The 21,720-nt window shown below is 45.7% G+C and carries 15 protein-coding genes; all 15 read right to left on the bottom strand.

The window, feature by feature from the left end:
• Positions 1–13: 13 nt before the first annotated feature.
• The gene (locus BN8899_RS13940) at positions 14–940 is read right to left on the bottom strand and encodes an ABC transporter ATP-binding protein (protein WP_065219882.1); all 927 of its coding nucleotides are present in this window, start codon (positions 938–940) and stop codon (positions 14–16) included.
• 48 nt (positions 941–988) lie between these two features.
• The gene (locus tag BN8899_RS13935) at positions 989–3,283 is read right to left on the bottom strand and encodes a Gldg family protein (RefSeq protein WP_065219881.1); all 2,295 of its coding nucleotides are present in this window, start codon (positions 3,281–3,283) and stop codon (positions 989–991) included.
• A 25-nt stretch (positions 3,284–3,308) separates the two neighbouring features.
• A complete protein-coding gene (locus tag BN8899_RS13930; RefSeq protein WP_065219880.1) occupies positions 3,309–4,241 on the bottom strand; it encodes an ABC transporter ATP-binding protein in 933 nt (310 codons plus the stop codon).
• 112 nt (positions 4,242–4,353) lie between these two features.
• Positions 4,354–5,385 carry a hypothetical protein gene (locus tag BN8899_RS13925; RefSeq protein WP_148375441.1) on the bottom strand — a complete coding sequence of 344 codons (1,032 nt, stop codon included), beginning with the start codon at positions 5,383–5,385 and terminating at the stop codon, positions 4,354–4,356.
• A gap of 25 nt (positions 5,386–5,410) precedes the next feature.
• Positions 5,411–6,883 (bottom strand): RagB/SusD family nutrient uptake outer membrane protein, encoded by a 1,473-nt coding sequence (locus BN8899_RS13920; protein WP_065219878.1) that lies wholly within the window; start codon positions 6,881–6,883, stop codon positions 5,411–5,413.
• Positions 6,884–6,901: 18 nt separating this feature from the next.
• Entirely contained in the window at positions 6,902–10,456 is a 3,555-nt protein-coding gene (locus tag BN8899_RS13915) for a SusC/RagA family TonB-linked outer membrane protein (RefSeq protein WP_065219877.1), read from the bottom strand.
• A 101-nt stretch (positions 10,457–10,557) separates the two neighbouring features.
• A complete protein-coding gene (locus BN8899_RS13910; protein ID WP_065219876.1) occupies positions 10,558–11,628 on the bottom strand; it encodes a FecR family protein in 1,071 nt (356 codons plus the stop codon).
• A gap of 68 nt (positions 11,629–11,696) precedes the next feature.
• Positions 11,697–12,260: a sigma-70 family RNA polymerase sigma factor gene (locus BN8899_RS13905; protein WP_231932355.1), complete on the bottom strand. Its 564-nt coding sequence runs from the start codon at positions 12,258–12,260 to the stop codon at positions 11,697–11,699.
• Positions 12,261–12,528: 268 nt separating this feature from the next.
• A complete protein-coding gene (locus tag BN8899_RS13900) occupies positions 12,529–12,915 on the bottom strand; it encodes an HsmA family protein (RefSeq protein WP_065219874.1) in 387 nt (128 codons plus the stop codon).
• Between the two features lie 51 nt (positions 12,916–12,966).
• Complete coding sequence (locus tag BN8899_RS13895; RefSeq protein WP_065219873.1) at positions 12,967–14,094, bottom strand: TlpA disulfide reductase family protein; 1,128 nt, start codon at positions 14,092–14,094, stop codon at positions 12,967–12,969.
• A 35-nt stretch (positions 14,095–14,129) separates the two neighbouring features.
• Entirely contained in the window at positions 14,130–16,448 is a 2,319-nt protein-coding gene (locus BN8899_RS13890; protein ID WP_065219872.1) for a Gldg family protein, read from the bottom strand.
• Between the two features lie 15 nt (positions 16,449–16,463).
• Positions 16,464–17,390 carry an ABC transporter ATP-binding protein gene (locus BN8899_RS13885; RefSeq protein WP_065219871.1) on the bottom strand — a complete coding sequence of 309 codons (927 nt, stop codon included), beginning with the start codon at positions 17,388–17,390 and terminating at the stop codon, positions 16,464–16,466.
• A gap of 22 nt (positions 17,391–17,412) precedes the next feature.
• Positions 17,413–19,707, bottom strand: coding sequence for a Gldg family protein (locus BN8899_RS13880; RefSeq protein ID WP_065219870.1), 2,295 nt, complete (start codon positions 19,705–19,707; stop codon positions 17,413–17,415).
• Between the two features lie 21 nt (positions 19,708–19,728).
• Positions 19,729–20,655 (bottom strand): ABC transporter ATP-binding protein, encoded by a 927-nt coding sequence (locus BN8899_RS13875; protein ID WP_065220735.1) that lies wholly within the window; start codon positions 20,653–20,655, stop codon positions 19,729–19,731.
• Between the two features lie 95 nt (positions 20,656–20,750).
• Complete coding sequence (locus BN8899_RS13870; protein WP_065219869.1) at positions 20,751–21,707, bottom strand: hypothetical protein; 957 nt, start codon at positions 21,705–21,707, stop codon at positions 20,751–20,753.
• Positions 21,708–21,720: the final 13 nt, after the last annotated feature.

Genomic DNA, 21,720 nt, shown 5'->3' with positions numbered 1-21,720 from the left:
TCTTAATTACACATCAGTGTGCTTGTTTCGACAACACCGCAAAAATATCATCCAGCGAACTCTTCTCCGGACGAATTTCCATCAACCGCCAATGATTGCGGGAACTGGCTTCCACCAAACGTTCCAACACGCCTTCCGCATCCTCGAACGAAATGCGGAAACGTTGTCCTCCCAGTTCCTCGACACCCGTTACGCCTTCCACCTGCATCAACACCTCGGGAGCCGGGGCATCCGACAATTGCAGGAAAATAGTACTCGGCACGATATAATTATCGAACTGGTCTACCGTTCCGGAGAACACGAGTTTCCCCTGCTCGATCATCAACAGGTAATCGCACATGGCGTGCACCTCCGTCAATATATGCGTGGAGAGAATCACCGTCCGTTCCTTCGCGATATCCTGTATCAGGTGGCGAATATCCAAGATCTGCGTCGGGTCCAACCCGTTCGTCGGCTCGTCGAACACCACCAGATCGGGCTTGTGCACGATAGCCTGGGCGATCCCCACCCGTTGCTGGTATCCCCCGGAAAGATTCTTGATCAAACGGTCACGGAAATGCGTGAGCGAACAACGCTCCATTACCTCGTCCACCGCCGTTTTAATCTCGTTATCAGGCATCCGGCGCAAATAAGCCGAATGGGTCAGATACTCCTTCACGTTCATATCCGTGTAAAGCGGAGCCTGCTGGGGCAGGAACCCGATATGCTTCTTCGCCTCCAAGGGATCCTTGCGCGTGTCCGACCCGTGAATAAAAACATCCCCTTCCGTCTGTTTCAACACCCCGCACATGATATTCATCACGGTTGATTTTCCCGCCCCGTTGGAGCCTAACAAACCGTATATGCCTTTTTTGGGAATCGTGAAACTTATATCCTTGACAGCCCATTGCACACTGTAACGATGTGACAAATGTTCTACTTTTACGATAGCTTCTTCCATAAAATATCTTCTATTTCTTTTTTACCATACAAATTTTCCAACACTCGCTTATCTTCCTCTCCGGCGGAACCAAATAAATACGGCGATTCCCAACAACAAAATCGGTATGCCGAATTTAAATCCGGCTTTGAATACCCTGTACCAAGCCATAGAGATTGACACCGAATTATCCGACGTTCCCGGACGTTGCATATTCAACGGCAACTCGCCGTATGACATCCAATGCACGCAGCCCGTTAACAGATTAACATTGGCTGCCGAAACTCCCCGGGTAATCACGAATTCATTGTTTGACAAACAATCGGCATCCCCCGTCACCATGATTCGCTGTTCCCGGTTTCCCACTTGGCGAGTCAATCCCACCACGGTATTGAACACTTTGGATATCTCCCCCGCCGCCGGATTGAACTTCACCGTGTCGTCCACGAAATCCGTGGTTTCCAATTCCGTCCATGCCGGACCGGTCGTGTCGGTCGTCACGAATGCTTCCACCTTGAACCCTTTATTTTCCACTTCTTCGACTCCCGCACTATTCTCGTGAGCGATCCGGTAAGAATTCTTGATGAAAGGTAGCAGTTCTTTAGCCCGTTGCGTCGGAACAGCAGCCAAAACATTAGCGGTCAAAGTCCCTTTAAAGCGCACGTCAGGACTCACTACCAGAGGAGTCAACTCCAACCCGAAGAATTTATTCAACACCTTATTTTGAGCCTCCCGGTGGCTGGGTTCTCCCATAAACACTAAGTTTCCTCCCCGCTCGATATATTTTTCCAACACAGACTCCTCTTCCGGGGTCAACTCAGTACGCATATCCGCGATCCACAACAAAACGATATCATCCGAAATAGCTCGGTCCAACGTCACCTCCTCTACATCGAATCCTTGATTGATCATGGAGCCCTCGTTCCATCTGCTGCCAAACAAATAACCCATATCATACGGGACATCCCCGTACATCTTTCTCTCCCGGTGGCCTTTCACAAAACCGATCTTGGGGACCTTCGTCACCATACGCCTCAAAGCCACGGAAGTCGCTCCTTCCGCTAACAAGCCTCTGCCCGTGAAATCGTACAACCACTCTCTCTGCCCGTTCTCCCGCACAGCCTCGCGTATGAACCGGTAGCCTTGCGATGCCAAGTCCGCCATCTTATCCACCTCCGCTCTCGACAACAACATCGTACTGTCTATCTCGTACACTTCGCACAACCGCCGTGCCTGCTGCCAAGCGGAAGGACGCCCCGGCATTCCCTCGTTCGGGTCCGCGTAATAATACACTACCTTCAATTTCGTTTCCGGTTTAAAGCGGGTAAATTGCTTGGAAGCTTCCCGGTTATGCATGATAAAGTTCGGATAAGCATAATTGCCATACCGCTGGTCGAGGATATTCACGTAAGAAGTAATCGTCAGGCCGCCCTCCAATTTATCGACAATCTCCTGCGACACGGGAGTCAACGTATTCTGTTTCGTGGAAGTCGTATCCGCGTAGGCCAGGAATGCCGGACGGGAAGACACGTATGCGATTGCGCAAACGGCGGCAATCACCAGGAGATTCTTGTAAAGCGTGATCGTGAATTTCTGTTTCTGGCGGATAGCGTGCAGACGGATAATCGTCAACATCAGGAACAAGGCAATCACCGTCGGGAAATAAATCAAATCCTCGCTGCAAAGCATACCGTCGATGAAGGTGGAAACACGGCCGTTCATCCCTAACCAGTAGGTGATTTCCCGCACGAAATCATATTGCTGTCCCCAGCCGCTCACCATGCCCAACAACATCAGCACGATAAACGTACCCACGGCTGAAATCACCTGGTAAGAAGTCAAACTGGAAACGAAAATACCTACCGCCATGTAAGTGCAAGCCAACAGGAAGATCCCCAGCAAGCCGGTCAACACCCAAGCCCACTCGAAATTATCGATCGCACACCAAGCGAACACCACGTACACGAACAAAACTAACGTCAACAAAAACGCGTACGCCACCATCGCCAGGAATTTTCCCAGCACGATATGGACATTACTGATCGGCGACGAGTACAACAACTTGATGGAACCGCTGCTCAACTCTTTACTAATAACCCCCATCGTCAACAACGGGATATACAAATACAGGATATTCACCACGCTCGGCCATAACCCCGTTCCGCCGCCATGCCCCACAATGAACAGGAGCTTGGAACACCAGTACGTCCTGCCGGTATTTTCCATATCAAGCACGAACCTTTCAAGCATTCCCGTGTAGAAAAACACCGTCTGGAAAACAAAACACAACAATAACAACCAAGCGATAGGCGAATAAAAAAGCATCTGCAATTCCGTCTTCGCTATTTTATATATGGCTCTCATAACAAATCTCTTTAATTTTTATGCATTAATTTCTCTTCCCTTCCTCCGTCAATTTAGCAAATATCGTATCCAAGGAGTTCTTCTCCTGACGGATTTCCTGCATCCTCCAATGATGCTCGGTGCTCAAATCCACCAGACGCCCGATCACCTCCGGGGCATCCGTGAATCGTACGCGGAATTGCTGTCCGCCTAAATCCTCCACTCCGGTTACTCCTTCCACCCGTCCCAACACCTCTGCTGAAGGAGCATTTGCGAAATGAACATATATCGTGTTCGGCACAATGTAATTATCAAACTCATCCACAGTTCCTGAAAAGACCATCTTCCCGTGGTCCATCATCAAAATATGGTCACAGGTTGCCTGCACCTCGGGCAAAATGTGCGTGGAGAGAATCACCGTGCGTTCTTCTGCAATACTTTTGATCAAATGACGAATTTCCACGATCTGGTTCGGGTCCAAACCGTTGGTCGGCTCGTCGAATACCACTAAATCCGGTTTATGCACGATAGCTTGCGCAATGCCCACACGTTGTTGGTATCCACCGGACAAATTCTTTAACAACCGTTTACGGAAATGAGTGATAGCACAACGTTCCATCACCTCCTCTACCGCTTTTTTTATCTCCCGGGGAGCCACCCAACGCAAATCCGCAGCGTGAGTCAAATACTCCTCAACCGTCAAATCTTGATACAAAGGTGGCTTCTGCGGCAAAAAGCCGATATGTTTTTTCGCGGCAATCGTATCCCGCTTCGTGTTCACCCCCGCTATGATCACATCCCCGTCGGTCTGTTTCAACACCCCGCACATAATATTCATCACCGTCGACTTTCCCGCTCCGTTAGCCCCCAACAACCCGTAAATACCGTGCAGGGGAATCTCAAAGCTGACATCTCTTACCGCCCACTGGATGCTATACCGATGCGACAAATGTTCCACTCGTACTATAATATCTTCCATACTGATTCATTAATTTTTACATACAATACCGCCTAAAAGCATCGCCCGTCCCGTCAAAAGACAGGCGATGCATCACAAAAACAATCACTAAAAATTTAAACTAACCTCAAATTTATTCCTCTTCCTCCCCGGTCACGAAACGCTCGGGAAAACGGATCCGGTCCAAATTAATTCCCAACTCATCCTGGATATAGTTCACGAGAATATCATATTTCTGACGCACTTTCGTGAAAGCGCGTTTCTCGTACAAGATTCCCCGGAAATCGATATCGGTCCCGTTATAACCTCGCCCTTTCTGATCCCAATACGCCTCCTCTTGTTCCAGTTCTGCCAAGGAATAAGACATCACCATTTCCACATAGTAATAAAAATCATTCAATTGGCACTGCTCTTTACTTAAGTCTGATTTCACGGTTTGTATATTCAAATACCCATCTCTAAAAAGACTTTGTGTAGCTCCAAAAACTTGCCCAGCTGTAAAATCATTCACAGGAGGAAACCATTGATTATTATAAGTACTCGCAACATAAGAACTGACTTTTTTGAAACTTTCCGGAGCAACCACCTCCCCCGCATTGATCAACTTATTTATAAAATACCAGTTCATATCTCGCATAAACTCAGTCTTCATTGCCTCGCCGATCGTGTCGATCTCCACGCTGGCGCCATTGATGGCGATGTTGTCATACCCGCTATGCATCCATAGCCGGGTAGAATCCTCTCTGGCAGCCCAACCGGTTTTCCATTCCCATAACTCGGAACACAAGAATACTTTCAAGGGCATATACTTTTTCAACCGCTCATCCGAGTAATAATCCAAAAAGAACTCCTTGAATAATTTCAACACGGGACCCACGTATGCCGGATCTGCCTGTTTTGCCACGTAACGTCCCCCGATATTAGGAGCCACCAATTCGTCCCAACCGGTATTCGCCCAATACAAATCTCCGATATTGTAATCGTAAATGGTATAAAATCCGTAATCCTCATACCACTTCACAATATCCTTGTCATAATCGTGGTTCCCTTGAGGCAACACGTACATCTGTTCCTCCCCTTCCGTGGGCACGATCTCATCCTCATCGTAGCATCCGGCGAATAATGCCGCCGCCAACACGATAGAAAACAAATATCTGAATTTCATATATACTACATTTATAAAGTTCATATTACAACTCATTTCCTTTCAAATTCGGGTTGCGCTCGCTCACCGCTTCCGGTATAGGCAACACGTAACGGGAATCCTCTTTCTCCAACACGTATTCCGTCACGTACCCGTTGTCATTATCCAAAAAACGATGTACAATCCGGGGCATACCCAACCGGCGCAGATCGAACCAACGGGTGTTCGCTTCGTAGCACAATTCACGGCGTCTCTCCCGCAAACAGAAATCGAGCAACTCATCCGCATTTGCAAAAGCATCCAACGTCTTGTCCACAATACTACGATTGAACCGATTACGACGCAACGTGTTCAAATTATCCAATGCGGTTTGCGCCTCTTCCCGGTTCCCGGATTCCATATATTTCCGGATATAGGCCTCTGCGCGGTTTAAATACACCTCGGCAGTCCGAATCCCTCCATTGTTGGTATATTGTGACAACTGCCCTTTTATGACTTCCAAGTATCCAAACTCAGGATTCATCCAACTCCGTCTGAAAAAACCTAATGTATTATGAGAATATCTATAATCAGTTGCATTAGGATCAAGATCATAAAGGACATAGAGATCTGTCAGTTCTGTCGATGGCCCATGCGCTTTCACAATATCAAAATCATCAATGGATTTCTCATGTATTGCCCATAAGGCTTCAACGGGCGTATTCTCGTGATATACTCCCGTCATGGAAGTCGACGTATTATAGAAATCCAGCAATTCGGGGCGTACTTCCAATACCGAATCGGCATAAGCGATCGTCCGGTCCCAATCATTCATTTGAAGATAAACACGCGACAATAAAGCATATCCGGCAACATAGTTCAAACGCGCTATCAATTTCGAACTTTGCTCCTGATTGGCTTTCATCAATTCGGTTCCCGTTTTCAAATCCTTGACAATTTGGTCATAACACTCTTTTACCGAATTCCGCTTGAATTGCTCGTCCGTAACGCCCAACGTCAACTTCAAGGGCACCCCGGGATTCTTCGACGGATCCCCGTAATTGTATGGCAAACCGAAGAAATTCACCAACATGTAATAGTAGTATGCCCGCAAGGCATACACCTCTCCCTTCATGTGAGCCTTTCTCACCTCGTTCCCGACCATACCGTCAATATACTCCATGATCAAGTGGCATCCTTTGATCCCTTCATAAGGCAACTGCCAAAACGAAACGTCCAGTCCCCCGCCGCCCGTATTGAACATCATGGGATCCCAACGGAAACGCCAAAGTTCCTTGTCTTTCATACTCTTATAAGCACCATCCGTAACTATATTGCTCTTCACGTTATCCGTGAAAATCTCCGTCTTACGGCCAAGCAAAGTACCCATTTCGGCTGTCGGATAAGCCGTCGATTCCAGTATCTTCTCCATATCCGACACGGTAGAAGGACGAATCTCACTCTGGCTTTGTTCCTCCAAAAAATCGCTACATTGGATAAAGCCCAGCGCTACAAACAATATCAACAATCTTGATTTCATATTCTTGTCCTTTTATGATTAAAAACTTACACTAACTCCCAACGACATATTCCTTGACAAAGGCTGGCTACCCAAAGCCACCTCCGGGTCGCGCCCTTTGAAATCCTTGCTCCGGATCTGGAAAGGATTCCCGATCGAGAACGAAAATCCGATATTTTGCAGCGTACCCGGCAACAATCTCTCCGGCAAAGTATACGAGAGCGAAATATTATTGCAACGCAAATACCAGGCATCCACCACGCGCACCGTTGATTTGGCATACATATCGTAAGGATTCGTTGCCGTTCCTAACAAATCAATCGTCCGGGCATTGGTAATCATGTTTGGCAAGGCAGGCACATTGGTGATTTTCTCGTCACCCGGCTTGCGCCAACGTTTCACCCACTCGTTCGACATATTCTCGTACTCGCTCGGGATACTTTGAGTCATCTTTCCTAACGGGGCTAAATAAGTCTGGTTACCCACGCTCAAATACAAACCGCTGGACAACGACAACGTTTTGTAACGAATGGAGAAAGACAATCCGCAAGTAAGATCCGGTTCCATCTTCCCGGCATGTTCCATGTAAAGCGTGGCATCCGACTTGGCCTCTGCCGATTCCGAACCTGTCAAATCGAACATCGGTCCCCCGTGTTCGGGATTCAATCCCGTGAAACGGAATGCCCAGAAACTGGATACGGGATACCCCTCTTTAGGCAAATTACCGCTGGAAGCCTCCTGCCAACTACCGGTAGGTTCGATCGTCGATTCCACTTTATTAAACACTTTGCCCATATTCAAACCCATGGACACAATAAAATCCTTTCCTTTCACCGGAGTAAACCCGAAGCTGACATCATAACCGGAATTCGACATCTTCCCGCCATTAATCGGTCGGGTAAGTACCCCGTTCTCGTACGGCACCAGCCAATCCACCACCATATCGGTAGTCTTCTTGTAATACCCGTTGAAAGAGAACGAAATTTTGTTGTCGAACAAACTACCGCTGATCGCGTAGTTGATATTTTGTGTCTTTTCCCATTTCAGTTCCGGTGCCGGAAGGTCCTCTACAGTCAACGAGTAATCGTATGTCCAGGGATCCACCCCGATCGACGCGATCAGATAAGGGCTCACGTTTTCCACCACGTTCCCCTGATAACCGTAAGAAAACTGGAAATTCAATCCGCGCACGATATTCTGGTTTTGCATCCAAGGCTCCATCTCCATGTTCCAACGGAATCCCAACGCCCAAACGGGTTGGAAACGGGCGCTCTTATCCTGTCCGAAACGGTTGGAACCGTCCCCCCGCACACTCATGTTGAAGGCATAACGATCATTGAACATATACCCCAAAGTCAAATACCATGACAACACATTCGATTTGGTATCACTAATATGCGGAGTACTCCGATAATAAGGATTTACACCGAGATCAGCCTTACCTTCACGGAAAGGAGGAAGATTCACGATCACCTTACCTCTATCCGGCATATACCCGTAAACCGTTTGAGAAGTACCTTTTCCCCTAGAACTGCGCATCTCGTGTCCCAAAGCGGCGGTAAACGAATGCACGCCATTGAATACTTTCACGAAATCCAACTGATTACGCCAGGTCCAGCTAATTGCGTGGTTGTTGGAAAAACTCCATTCTCCGCCATGAGGCAAATTCGACGTAGCGTACTTATCATCCCCCGCGTAATACTCTTCGAAATTATATCCTCTCAAATTGGCGATATAATTCGTCTGTTCCGAATACCACGTTTCCCCGTTCACATTCGAGGAGCTGTATGCCCCCGTCGTAGTGAAGGACAACGCTTCCAATATCTGCCAACGCAAACTCAAAGTCCCATTCAAAGAAGAAGTGGTATTCTCGTTTCCACTATTTTTCAACTCATTCTCCAAATTAAACAAATACCCGTTATCCTTGTGCGTATAATAAAATGGCTCTCCTTCTGGAGTGTACCTTGCAATTGCGCGGTTGGTTGTAGTAGCATAACTATACGGGTTCACGGTTCCCACGAAAGCTTTCGTTTCTGCCACACTACCGGAAAACGAAGTACTCAAGGTGATTTTCTCCCACAAACGGGCGGAAATACTCAAATTACCCGTGTACTGCACTTGTCCGTTTCCTTTAGCGGTATTGTTGTTATCACTCATCCCAAAAGACGCGTAATAAGTAGCCTGTTCGTTACCACCTGAAATATTCACCGAATGATTATGACTGAAAGCATTCCGAAAAAATACCTTAAACCAATCCGTGTTATTCATTTCCAATTGTTTCGCCTGAGCGGTGAACTCCTCCAAAGAAATCTGGCGGTTCCGGTAAGCTTTCGCCAATCCCGTGTAACCGATATCTTGGTTCCCGGAAAGAGGAATATTCGTTTCGTAAGCCTCGCGGGAAACATCCACACGTTGTTGCGAATTCATCAATTCCATTTTTTTATACGTCATTCTCGGAGAATACGATACACCGCCGGAATAACCTACCGACATACGTCCCACCTTACCTTTCTTCGTCGTGATTACGATCACACCGTTAGCCGCCTTCGTACCGTAAATTGCCGTTGACATAGCATCCTTTAACACCGTGATCGATTCGATATCTTTCGGGTTCAACCAAGAAATGGCACCTCCCACGAAATCATTGATCATATCCGTGTTGCTCGGATCCAGATTGTTAAAATCATTCGTACTGAACGGTAGCGGATCCTCTTGGATAATACCATCCACCACCCACACGGGCTCGGCATTTCCCAACAAAGTTGAAGTTCCCCGTACACGCACTCTCTGACGGGTTCCCGTCAAACCGCTACGATTGATAACCATCATTCCCGGCACTTTCCCCTGCAACTCGGCTTCCAAGGTACGGGTTCCGTCCAATACCAAAGAACTCATATCCACAGCAGAAACAGCCCCAGTATTCATTTTCTCCTTAATCACCTGATAACCGGTCACCACAACTTCTTCCATCTCTTTCAAATCCTCTTTCATCACCACGTCTATCGTGTTTTTCCCGCTATACGGCACGGAAACGGTTTCCATCCCCACGAAAGAAAAAGACAACGAGAACTTCTTTAAACTTCCCGGAACAGTTATTTTATATTTTCCATCAGTAGAAGTCACGGAACCCAAGGTCACACCCCCGCTTTTCACTAAAACCGTTACCCCAGGAAGTGGCAAGTTAGCCTCATCCGTTACCGTTCCAACAATTTCGAATTTCGTTTGCTCCTCTTGCCCTTCTTTATTTAAAGGCAACAATAAAATCAAATTCTTCTGAATCTCGTAACGCAATTTTAATTGCTTGCACAACCCATCCAAGACCTCCGTAAGCGCAACCTCTTTATACTCAAGCGTCACTTTCTGAGTCTTGCTAATCAACTCTTCATTGTAGACAAAATTAATCTCGGCACTCTTTTGCAATGTTGCTAAAGCCTCTCGAACCAGCACATCTTTTACGCTTATGCTAATTTTCTTGTCCGTCTGGGCACTCGCATTTGTGCCGGCACCGACCCAACCTATCAACACACAGGCAATAAAATACCTCGTCACGAAACTTCGCCAACGAAAAATTTCGTTTAGTCGTTTTTTTCTCATAACTTTGTAATTGATTAAAATGTTAAATAATACCTATTTATTAGGTTTTTTAATTATCAGCATAGCAAGAAGGCTCCACCCTTTCTGCTATGTTTTTTTTATCATTTGGGGTAATTTATATAAATCACATCTCCATCACGTTTGAAACGCACATTAGCCACACGCTCGATCACCTTGATTGCAAATCCCAACTCCTCATCTCGATAAACCACTCCGGCAAAACGCCTGTGTTTCAACTCCTCAGCCGCGAAACGAATATCAACATCATACCAACGGGATAATTGGGCAATAATGCTCTCGAGTTCCGTATCCCGGAATTCATAGCGTCCGTTTATCCAAGACGTGTACAAGAAAGCATCCACTTCCCGGATTTCTATTCCGGACACGCCCGGTTCTATAATTGCCTGTTCGTTAGGGTTCAAGACAACGCTTTGCCCATCATGGCTCACTTTTACTTTCCCCTCTGCCAACGTGGTGTACACTTTATCCTTCTCGTAAGAAGAAACATTAAAATGAGTCCCCAGCACCTCGACAGAATTATCCCCCACGTGCACGATAAAAGGACGGGCAGGATCTTTAGCCACCTCAAAATAAGCCTCTCCGGTCAACATCAACTCTCTCGTGTCACCGAACGTTTCCGGGTAACGCAAAGAACTCTCGGCATTCACCCACACTTTCGTCCCATCCGACAACACCAGTTGATATTCTCCTCCACGGGGTACGGACAAGGTATTGTATTTTATTTCTGCCGGGGCTGTTTCTGCTGGTTTATACACTAACTGACGATCGACATTATTAATTTCGGTCATATTCCCCTCGTCATCCAACCTTCCGGTTTGTTTCGACAAATCAACCTGCACCCCGTCATCAAACACGAGAATCGCTTTCTTGCTCTTCATCTCCGGGAACGAATAAGAAGAGGCAACCACGACCGGCTCAACCTCCTTGAAAACATAAGCAATATGGAAATACACGGTAAAACAAACGAAGACCGCTACCGCTGCCGCCACGGCAGCGATTCTCCTCATCTTACGAACCCGATACCGTTTAGCCTTCTCTTTCACTCCCTGCCACGACTTCCAGCTATCGTACTGGTCCATGAATTCCCTCGAACGTTTCGTCCGATAGTATTCAAAATAAGTTTCCCGAATCTCTTTATTATTTTTAGCCATTATATTCTCTTTTATACTGAAGAGTGCGGAAAATCAAAAATGGGTGACAAAAAGATTAAAAAAATCACCTAATAGAAAAAAATCATCAGATTATGGTTCTTCCTCAATTTACTTAAAGCTCTGGAAAGATGTGTCTTTAAAGTATTTACAGATATTTGAAGTTCATCGGCCGCCTCCTTGTATTTTTTACTTTCAAGGATTACAGCTTTTACAGCCAACACCTCCTGTTGAGGCAATTTTTCAAGATCAGCCATCAATTGTCTTTCCCGTTCATACAACTCCTCCCGATCCGGAAACTCATCGGGAATATCGATTTTCATCCCGGACAATTCCTCCATGGAAACCATTTTATTTTTTTTCAACGCCAACAAAGCGGCGTTGCGAACAGCGTAAAACAAGTACCCCCGCAAACTCCCGTTCACCCGGTTATAATATTTCTTCTCCCAAAAATACGCTAACACCTCTTGAACCACGTCCTCCGCCATATCAAAAGAATCCGTCAACTGCACCGTATATACGCAAAGCGGCATATAATAGGTATCGAACAACTGACGAAAAGCCCTCTCCGGAACCGTACGAAACAATTCCAGCAACTTTTCATCCTGTTCCCCATATCCAACTTTTTCATTCACGACACAACAGATTTTATAGATACAAAGAAAATAAAAATCTACTATGTTAATGCCACAAATATAAGGATTTTTTATAAAAATCGCACCTTCATTCCAATGTTATCCTAAGGTTATTCCAAAGTAATACCACCTCTCAACAGTTGCAAGCCAGTTATAACACCCTTATTTCACCGATTATTTGCAGTGAAGTAAGAGCGTTACACGTGAACTATAACTATCAAGAGGTAGTATTACTTTGGGATTACCTCGGGATTACTGCGATAATTGATTAATGGGACATTCCCAACACGATCCCCAAAACATAAGGTATTAGCCAAAAAGCCCAAACAAAAACACTAAACTTACTGAAATTCTGTTTTGCCTGCTGACTTCCCTTCCAATAGGTAAAGATCGCCCATCCCGCGTGAACCGCCATCAGTATTATTGCCAGCAACCCCGTTATAGCGTGCAATAAATTATCGTTACCGATCTCACCCGCGATTTCAGACATCACGGCTGTTCCAAAGGTATCCGCCGTCAAGCCCAATAAAAACAAAATAATATGCCATAATTTCAATTCCCGCTCCACCCGTTCAGCCCATGTCCCGATCGAGTAAAAGACAAGTGCCAGCGTAATACTAACGATAGCCGTTCCTAAAAAAGGTATATTTTCCATAAGTCCATTCACATATTTCTAAGGCAAATAACATTCACCACCTGCCCGTTATTAATCATTATTATCTAACAACTCTTCTATTTTCTTTTCCAATTCTTCCCCTCGCAAATTCTTGGCAACAATACGATGATTACTATCCAACAATATCGTACTAGGCACACTTCTCACTTTATACAATTGTGCGACAGGCGATTCCCAACCTTTCAAGTCTGAACCGTGCTTCCAGATCAATCCATCCTTCCGAATCGCTTCCACCCATTCATCCTTGTCGGAATCCAGGGATATTCCCAAGATTTCTAATCCTTTACCCTGAAATCTATTATAAATTTTCACCACATTAGGATTTTCCCGCCGACAAGGACCACACCAGGAAGCCCAAAAATCAATCAATTTAACTTTCCCCTTCAAACTATAAAGAGATACCCGCTCGCCCTCCGGCGTCGTTATCTCGAAATCCGGGGCTGATGCACCTATCGCCACCCGTTCCTGTTCCGCCACGTAATCAGCAACGATCTTTCCGTATTCTGTTTTTTTCCCTTGTTCACCCAGCAGCATGAATTTCTCCCGCAATAACTCGTAATTCAAATGCTTTTTCAACGACACAAGCATAAAATTCTCAAAATTCATCATACGCATCGCCGAATAAACCACAAAAGCCGACACGTAAGAATCCGGGTGATCCTCGATCAGTTCATTCTCTTCCATATGCCATACCGAGAGCAACTGGTCAAGCTCATCGAGAAGTTGCTCCATCATCTTTTCATTTTTATCTTCTTTGGCTACATAATATTTTTTCGTCAATGCCTCTTCCTTTTGAGTCATTACCGAAGAGATTTCCTCAAAACGATTATACAACTTCTGAGCGTCCCCTCCTTCGACATTTATGTTTCCTTTCTCTCCATGAACCGCAAACTGCCCTTTTTCAAGCATAAACCTTTTCTCTCCTTCCCCCGTGATGACCAAACTAACCATGCTGATACCCTCTTGCTTTCCTCGCAACTCAAAAATCCCATTTTTCATTTCCGAAACCGCCAAAGTATCCCACTCGTTTCCCGTGGGTTTCAGAAGAAACACATTCCCATCCGCACAACCTTTCAGTGCTCCGGAAATTTTAAATTCTTCCTGCCCGAAACTAACTGATGACACAAAACATATGATAAATAAAAACATCAATCTCATAACATTCATTTTTTATTTCATTAATTCACAAACCCTTATCTTCCTCTCCGTCTAATCCAGAAAAAGAGTCCCATTCCCAGGAAGAACAAGGGATAAATAAACATCAAACCTGTTTTCAATACTTTAAAACTCGTTTTATTAATATAGACAACCGTATCTGTTGTCATTGACCTTCTCGTATCCACGGGCATTTCATTATCGGAAAGGTAATGATACGCGCCAAGTAACAATACAACACCTCCCGTGCGATCTACATCCCCATTACTGATACAATCGGCATCTCCCATAATAATCACCCGTTGTTCCCGCTCACCCGACTTACGGGATAAGGCGACAGCCGGATAATACTCTTTAGCGACCTCTCCCGCTGCCGGATTGTACTTTAACGGCTCGTCTTCATAGTTTAATGACTCCAACTCGTTCCACACGCGATATGACCGATTTTCTCTTTTCTCCAACTCCCTTGCCAAGGTGTCTGTCTTCAATATCGGAATCATCGTGAATCCCTTTTGCTCAACCATCTCGATTCCGGTCGTTGTCGGCAGTCGGGCATAAGACAATGTACCGTAACGGTAACTCAACGTTGCCGCTTCCTCGGTCATCAAACAATATAATTCTTCCGGACGTTGTTCCGGTTCCCTGTATTGAACCAACACGCCTTCCGTCAATTCAACACCAAACAAATCCTTCAAAAACGGATTCATCACCTCGCGGCGCCGGGGTTCCGCCAAAATAAATAAATTCCCCCCTCGCTCCACGTAATTTCTCAATGAACACAATTCTTCTTCCGAGAAAGGTTCCCGGACATCAGCCAGGGTCAAAATATGAATATCCGCGGGAACTTCCCGGTGTAAATCTACTTCCTCCACGTCAAACCCTTGATTGATCACTCCCAAGCGAGCGTATTTTACACTAAAGTGCCGATTATACCCCCGGGGGGAAGAATCATAAATGGAACGCATTCCATACCCGCTCACGAACCCGATCTTGGGCAACGAGGATGCAACCCGTTTTAAGGCAGCACTGACTTCCGACTCGTGAGGAAATATATCCATGGGGTCATCAAACGTGCGTAACCAAGTCTTTCGCCCGTTCTCCCGTTCTATCTGCCAAACAAAAGTTCGTTCCCCGGTCAAATCTATCATTTTCCGAATCTCCCCGGGAGTTTTCAAACGGGTACTATCCATATCACTATCTTCACATACTTTTTTTGCCATTTCCCATAGACTTTTCCCCTCGTTCTCCTTGAACAAAAAACCGCCCCCGTCAACTTCCGTGATGGTATCGTAATAATAAATGACTTTCAATTTGGTTTCCGGCTTAAAACGTTCGTAACGTTCAAAAACCCGCCGATTCCGTTGAATAAAACGAGGGAAGGCATAGGAATAATAATTCGGATCCAACACGTTGACGTAAGCCGTGATAGACAGATCGCCGTCCAATTCCTCCACGATACGCTGGCTCTCTTCCGTCAACGTATTCCATTTGGTAGAAGAAGTATCATAATAAGCCATCAATTTCGGACGGGAAGAAAAATATCCCAACAAACAAGCTATCAGAATGACAACAATATTCCTCCCCAGAGTTACCGAGAACTTGATCTTTTGCCGCACGGCATTCAAACGAATGATTGTCAAGGCAAGGAATAAAGCCGTCACCAAAGGAAAATACAATACGTCTTCGCTACATACCATTCCCATGATAAACGTGTTGACCCGCCCGTTGATGCTCAACCAATACGTGACATCACGAACGAAATCATATTCCTGCCACCATCCACCGATCAAACTTAAAAACATCAACACGATAAACGTTCCGACAGCCGCCACAAACTGATAAGAAGTCAAACTGGAAACAAAGATCCCCACGGCTGCATAAGTACAAGTCAACAAAAAAAGCCCGAACAAGCCGGTCAAAACCACCGCCCACTCGAAATCCTGCACCGTACCCCACGCCACGAACACGTAAGCACTTAACATCAAACACATCACGAACGCAAACCCCACCATCGAGAAGAATTTCCCCAAGATGATCTGCGTGTTGGACACGGGAGAAGAATACAGTAATTTGATTGACCCGCTACTCAATTCCTTGCTGACCAATCCCATCGTCAACAAGGGAATATAAAAGTACAGGTAGGCAGAAACTTGTCCCCACAACGCTCTCACGAACAGAGAAAAAGAAACCATAAACTGGACTCCGTTACCGAACTCGTTAGTTTTCATATAATTGTGGTAATTCCCCACGAATACCATCCCCGCTTGGATCGTGAATACAACCAACAAGAACCACGCGACAGGCGAATAGAATAACAACTGCAATTCTTTCTTCGCTATTTTCCATATCATTTTCATAATTGACATCTTTATTTATTGAACACTTTGGGATAATTCGACAAAGATTCTTTCCAGAGAACTCTTCTCCAACCGGATCTCGGTCATCGCCCAATGTTGAGCAGCACTTCGTGCGATCAACCTATCCATCACCTCTTGGGCATGAGTAAAATAAACCCTGAAAGAGGCATTTCCTATCTCTTCCACCTCTTTTACTCCCTCGATTTCCAACAATTCGCTCACGGAAGGAGTATTCCTTAAGGTAACCAAAAGTGTATCAGGTTCAATATAATTATCAAATTCTTCGATAGTCCCCGCGAAAACCAACTTTCCCTGTCCTATCATCAAGATATGATCGCAAACAGCTTGTATCTCCTTCAATATATGGGTAGAAAGAATCACCGTGCAATCTTTGGCGATATTCTTGATTAAATTTCTAATCTCGAGTATTTGATTGGGGTCCAATCCATTCGTCGGCTCATCAAAGATGACTAAAGCCGGCTTATGAACAAGGGCTTGGGCAATACTCACGCGTTGCTGGTATCCCCCGGAAAGGTTCTTAATCAACCGATTCCGGAAACGGGTAATATCACACAAGGTCAATACCCGCTCCACGGCTTCCTTCACTTCTCTTTGCGGGATATGCCGCAAATCAGCCGTATAAGACAAATACTCCTCTACCGTCATATCATTATACAAGGGCGGTTGCTGGGGCATAAACCCGATATGCTTTTTAGCCTCTATCGGATGTTCGCGCGTGTTCACCCCATTAATAAACACTTCTCCTTTCGTCTGACGCAACACCCCGCATAATATATTCATCAAAGTAGACTTACCGGCTCCATTGGAACCTAACATTCCATATATCCCATTACGAGATATCTCGAAACTAACATCATTAACAGCCCATTGCACGGAATAACGATGAGATACATGTTCGACTTTTACAATACAATCTTCCATAACACCTTAAAATTAAACTAATTTACCTGCTTTTTCTTCTCACCCACACGAAAATACCCCCCAACACCACGAGCACGGGAATACCCCAACGGATACTCCAGCGAATCACCGAGTATCCCCCGGCAGATAAACATACTCTTTTATCCGTTGCTCTCGGGCGGCGAACGTCTATCGGGGCTTTGTTATAAGACATCCAGTAACAACCTCCCAATAGCAGGTACGCGTTGTTAGCAGACACCCCTCTTCTGGCAGCAAACTCGTTATTGGTAAACACATCCGTATCTCCCGATATAATTATTCTCTGTTCTTTTCCAGCAATCGTTCTTGTCAACCCGACAACTGTTGCAAACACTTTTGAAACCTCCCCGACGGATGGATTAAAGCGAATCGTATCGTCCACGAAATCGGTGGTTTCCAATTCTGTCCAGCAAGGAGTGATCGTGTCGGTCTGTGCTATCGGGAACAGATCATACCCCTTGTCCTCTACTTGCTCCACACCGGCAACGGTAGGCATCAACAGATTCGAACGACTCAAATGGTACATTTCCTTTTTAGCCTCCCTTGTCGGCAGGCAAAAAAGTACATTAGCCGGCAAAGCTTTATTGCGAATATCATTCTGCGCCAACATAGGTGTCAATTCCACACCGAAGAACTTCCGTAACATCGGGTTCAAGGTTTCCCTTCGTCGCGGTTCACCTAGAAAGAACAAATTTCCTCCCCGCTCCAAATAAGCCTGTAACACGGATTCCTCTGCTTCGGAAAACGCATCCCTCGGGTCGGCAATAATCATCAGATCAATATCTTTCGGCACTTCCCCGTCCAAAGAAATCTCCTCCACGTCAAACCCTTGGTTCCAAACGGACAACTGTACTTTCTTGTTACTGGCTACAATCTGGTAACCATACGGGGTCTTGTCATACATCCCTCGTTCCAAATGCCCTGTCACAAATCCGATCTTAGGTAACGACATAATCATTCGCTTGAAAGCCACCGTGATCTCTGCCTCTGTCGGTTGCCGGGAAACACCTTCATTATAAACTCGCAACCAGTCTTTTTGCCCGTTGTCCCGAACAATCTGACGGATAAACGTGTATCCTTCCTCTGACAGGTCAACCATTTGATCTATATCCTCTTTCGTCTTCAGGCGGTTGCTATCCAGGTCATACTGCTCGCAAATCCGGATCGCTTTCGCCCGGGTAATCGCACCATCCTTGTCCTCCCTCCTTTTATCCTCATCCGGCTCCGCGTAATAATAAACCGTTTTCAACTTTACATCCGGCTTAAAGCGGGTATAATTACGGAAATAACGTATATTCTCCATAATAAAACCGGGATACCGGTATTGCCAATAATCCTGATCCAAAACATTCACGTAAGCAGTAATCGTCATTCCCCCTTTCACTTCTTTCACAATCTCTTGGCTCGCCGGTGTTAATGTATTTTCTTTTGTACTCGTTGTATCGTGATACACCGTCAATGCCGGTTGTGATGACCCATATGCCACGACCGCAACAATTCCCAACACGATCGCATTCTTACCCAAAGTAACCGCAAAACGTTGTTTCTGCCGGATAGCATTCAACCGGATGACAGCCAAAGCCAGAAAAGTAGCACTCACGACCGGGAAATAAAGTAAATCCTCGCTGCACAACATCCCGCTCAAAAACGTATCGGCACGCCCGTTAATCGACAACCAATACGTGATCTCCCGGATAAAATCATATTGTTGCCCGAATTTGCCGATCATACTCAATAACATCAGTACCATAAACGTGCCGACAGCCGCGATAATCTGGTAAGAAGTCAAGCTCGACACGAATAAACCGACAGCGAGGTAAGTACACGTCAACAGGAACAACCCCAGCAGACCGCCCCACACCAAACCGCTCTCGAAGTTTTCAATAGCCCCCCAGCCGATAAAAGCATACAGCATCAACACCCCCATCATAACCATCCCGTAAAACACCAAGGCGAGATACTTCCCCAGTATAATCTGCGTGCTGCTGATAGGAGATGAATACAACAGCCGTATGGCACCACTGTTAAACTCTTTACTCACGATTCCCATCGTCAACAAAGGAATATAAAAATACAGGAAACCCTGCACGTAACACCATATACCATTCTGCTGCAAGAAAAGGGATTTCGTGGCATCCCATATCCCCCCGTACTCCTTCATGGAATACATGAGATAATCGAACATATAAATATACTGCATCCCCGCCTGCACGGTAAAACACAACAACAGAAGCCACGCTATCGGTGAAAAGAAAAGCATCCGCAATTCCGCCCGCGCTATTTTATATATAATACCCATAATTTTCTTCTTTTATTTTGACTAACGTTTCTTTTTAGACAACTCGGCAAAAACATGATCCAAAGAAATCTTCTCCAACCTCATCTCACACATATGCCAACCCTTGGCGGCAGCTTCTTCCACCAAGTGTTCCATCACCTCGTTGGCGTCGGAAAAGCCCAGCCGGTAGCCATTCTTTTCCACGTGCTCTACCTGCAGTATCCCCGGTATATTCTTCAATTCTTCCCCGGGAACCTCTCCCGCAAAATCCACGTATATCGTGCTGGGCATAATATAATTATCAAAATCGTTCACGCTGCCGGAGAACACGACCTGCCCCGCATCAATCATGAAAATATAGTCGCAAACAGCCTGCACTTCCGACAATATATGGGTGGAAAGAATCACCGTATGCTCCTCGGCGATCCCCTTGATCAACCGACGTATATCCAATATCTGGTTCGGGTCTAAACCATTCGTGGGTTCATCGAAAATAACAATATCCGGCTTGTGGATAATCGCCTGTGCTATCCCCACACGCTGTTGATATCCCCCCGAAAGATTCTTGATCAACCGTTTCCGGAAATGGGATATCGCGCATAATTCCATGACATCGGATACCGCCCCTTTCACCTCTTTATCGGGCACGCATCTCAATTCGGCGGCATGCGTCAAATACTCCTCCACCGTTAATTCATCATACAAGGGTGGTTTCTGTGGTAAAAAACCAATATGGCACTTTACTCCCATGGGATCTCCCGTTATGTCCGTTCCCTTCACCAACACGACACCTTCCGTGGGTTTTATCACCCCGCATATAATATTCATGATGGTAGACTTCCCGGCTCCATTGGCTCCCAGCAAGCCGTATATACCTTTTTGAACAATCTCGAAATTCACATCACGCACCGCCCACTGGACATCATAACGATGCGATAAATGTTCTACTTTTATGATAGTATCTTCCAACATACCTGAAAATTTACATACAACACTCTCTAAATGTTATCCTGTCAGAACGTTGTCTTCCAGGATAACACTATATTCAAACAAAAATCATTTATTTAATCCAAAACCGGATACTGCAATTTACCCGTGTCGATTCCTAAACTTTTCAAATAACGTATCACGATCTCGTACTTCTTCTCGCACAACCCGTTCACATCTCGCTCTTCCCGGTTCAAAGCTCCTATCCAAGAAGGCTGGACATCAGAATCCTGACTTCTGTCCGGAACGCTTTTCAAGCTAGCCATATTATGTGCCGCCAATTTTATATACGTGGCAAGGTCATTTTTCTTGGATGCCGCCTCATCTCCACTTTTCAACGCTTCAGCCGAGAGATAGCCCGCTTTGAACAAATCATCCCCCCGGATCCAGCTATACACGTAATCCGACACCTCAAAAAATTCCTCCGGCACGGTAAACACGCCTTGCAGCCCGAGATATTCCAAGAAGATCTCGTTCACCGCCACTTGCATGGAGCGTTTATCATCCCCCGTCATCTCCACGATCGATTCATTTGCCCCGTTGATTGCGATAAAGTCATATCCTCGGTATGCCCATACCGCAGTCGAATCGTAACCGGGAAGCCACTTCCCCGCCACCGGGTCATAAGTTACCGCATACTTCGTTTTATACAAATCCGTACACAACAACATTTTCAACGGGAAAAGTTCCAGCAACTTATCCGGGTAGATCGCCATGAACGCCTTATCGATCAGATCGACTTGCTCGCCCACGTAATCCGCATTTCCCGGTCGTCCTAGACAAAACCCCTTCCAAACATCCAGGTTGGGATTATCCCACATCGTATTATTCCAATAAATATCCCGCTCCGTGAAAATATACAACGGATAGAACCCGTACTTCGCGTGCCACTCGTGCAAAATCTCATCGTAATCATGCCCGGACGCCAGCGTATAGGTATACTCCTGCCCGTCATCCACCGTAATATCATCCTCGTCGTAGCACCCCATAAAAAACAACCATACTAACCCTAAAAATATATACTTCAGTTTCATAATATGCCTTTAT

Source organism: Butyricimonas sp. Marseille-P2440, assembly GCF_900091675.1.
In the GTDB taxonomy this organism is placed as follows: domain Bacteria; phylum Bacteroidota; class Bacteroidia; order Bacteroidales; family Marinifilaceae; genus Butyricimonas; species Butyricimonas synergistica.
This window is presented reverse-complemented; position numbering and strand designations above follow the sequence as displayed.

Bases quoted from the DNA above. Each gene is read 5' to 3' on its own strand.
- BN8899_RS13940 (WP_065219882.1), bottom strand. From the start codon at position 940: ATGGAAGAAGCTATCGTAAAAGTAGAACATTTGTCACATCGTTACAGT.
- BN8899_RS13935 (WP_065219881.1), bottom strand. From the start codon at position 3,283: ATGAGAGCCATATATAAAATAGCGAAGACGGAATTGCAGATGCTTTTT.
- BN8899_RS13930 (WP_065219880.1), bottom strand. From the start codon at position 4,241: ATGGAAGATATTATAGTACGAGTGGAACATTTGTCGCATCGGTATAGC.
- BN8899_RS13925 (WP_148375441.1), bottom strand. From the start codon at position 5,385: ATGAAATTCAGATATTTGTTTTCTATCGTGTTGGCGGCGGCATTATTC.
- BN8899_RS13920 (WP_065219878.1), bottom strand. From the start codon at position 6,883: ATGAAATCAAGATTGTTGATATTGTTTGTAGCGCTGGGCTTTATCCAA.
- BN8899_RS13915 (WP_065219877.1), bottom strand. From the start codon at position 10,456: ATGAGAAAAAAACGACTAAACGAAATTTTTCGTTGGCGAAGTTTCGTG.
- BN8899_RS13910 (WP_065219876.1), bottom strand. From the start codon at position 11,628: ATGGCTAAAAATAATAAAGAGATTCGGGAAACTTATTTTGAATACTAT.
- BN8899_RS13900 (WP_065219874.1), bottom strand. From the start codon at position 12,915: ATGGAAAATATACCTTTTTTAGGAACGGCTATCGTTAGTATTACGCTG.
- BN8899_RS13895 (WP_065219873.1), bottom strand. From the start codon at position 14,094: ATGAGATTGATGTTTTTATTTATCATATGTTTTGTGTCATCAGTTAGT.
- BN8899_RS13890 (WP_065219872.1), bottom strand. From the start codon at position 16,448: ATGAAAATGATATGGAAAATAGCGAAGAAAGAATTGCAGTTGTTATTC.
- BN8899_RS13885 (WP_065219871.1), bottom strand. From the start codon at position 17,390: ATGGAAGATTGTATTGTAAAAGTCGAACATGTATCTCATCGTTATTCC.
- BN8899_RS13880 (WP_065219870.1), bottom strand. From the start codon at position 19,707: ATGGGTATTATATATAAAATAGCGCGGGCGGAATTGCGGATGCTTTTC.
- BN8899_RS13870 (WP_065219869.1), bottom strand. From the start codon at position 21,707: ATGAAACTGAAGTATATATTTTTAGGGTTAGTATGGTTGTTTTTTATG.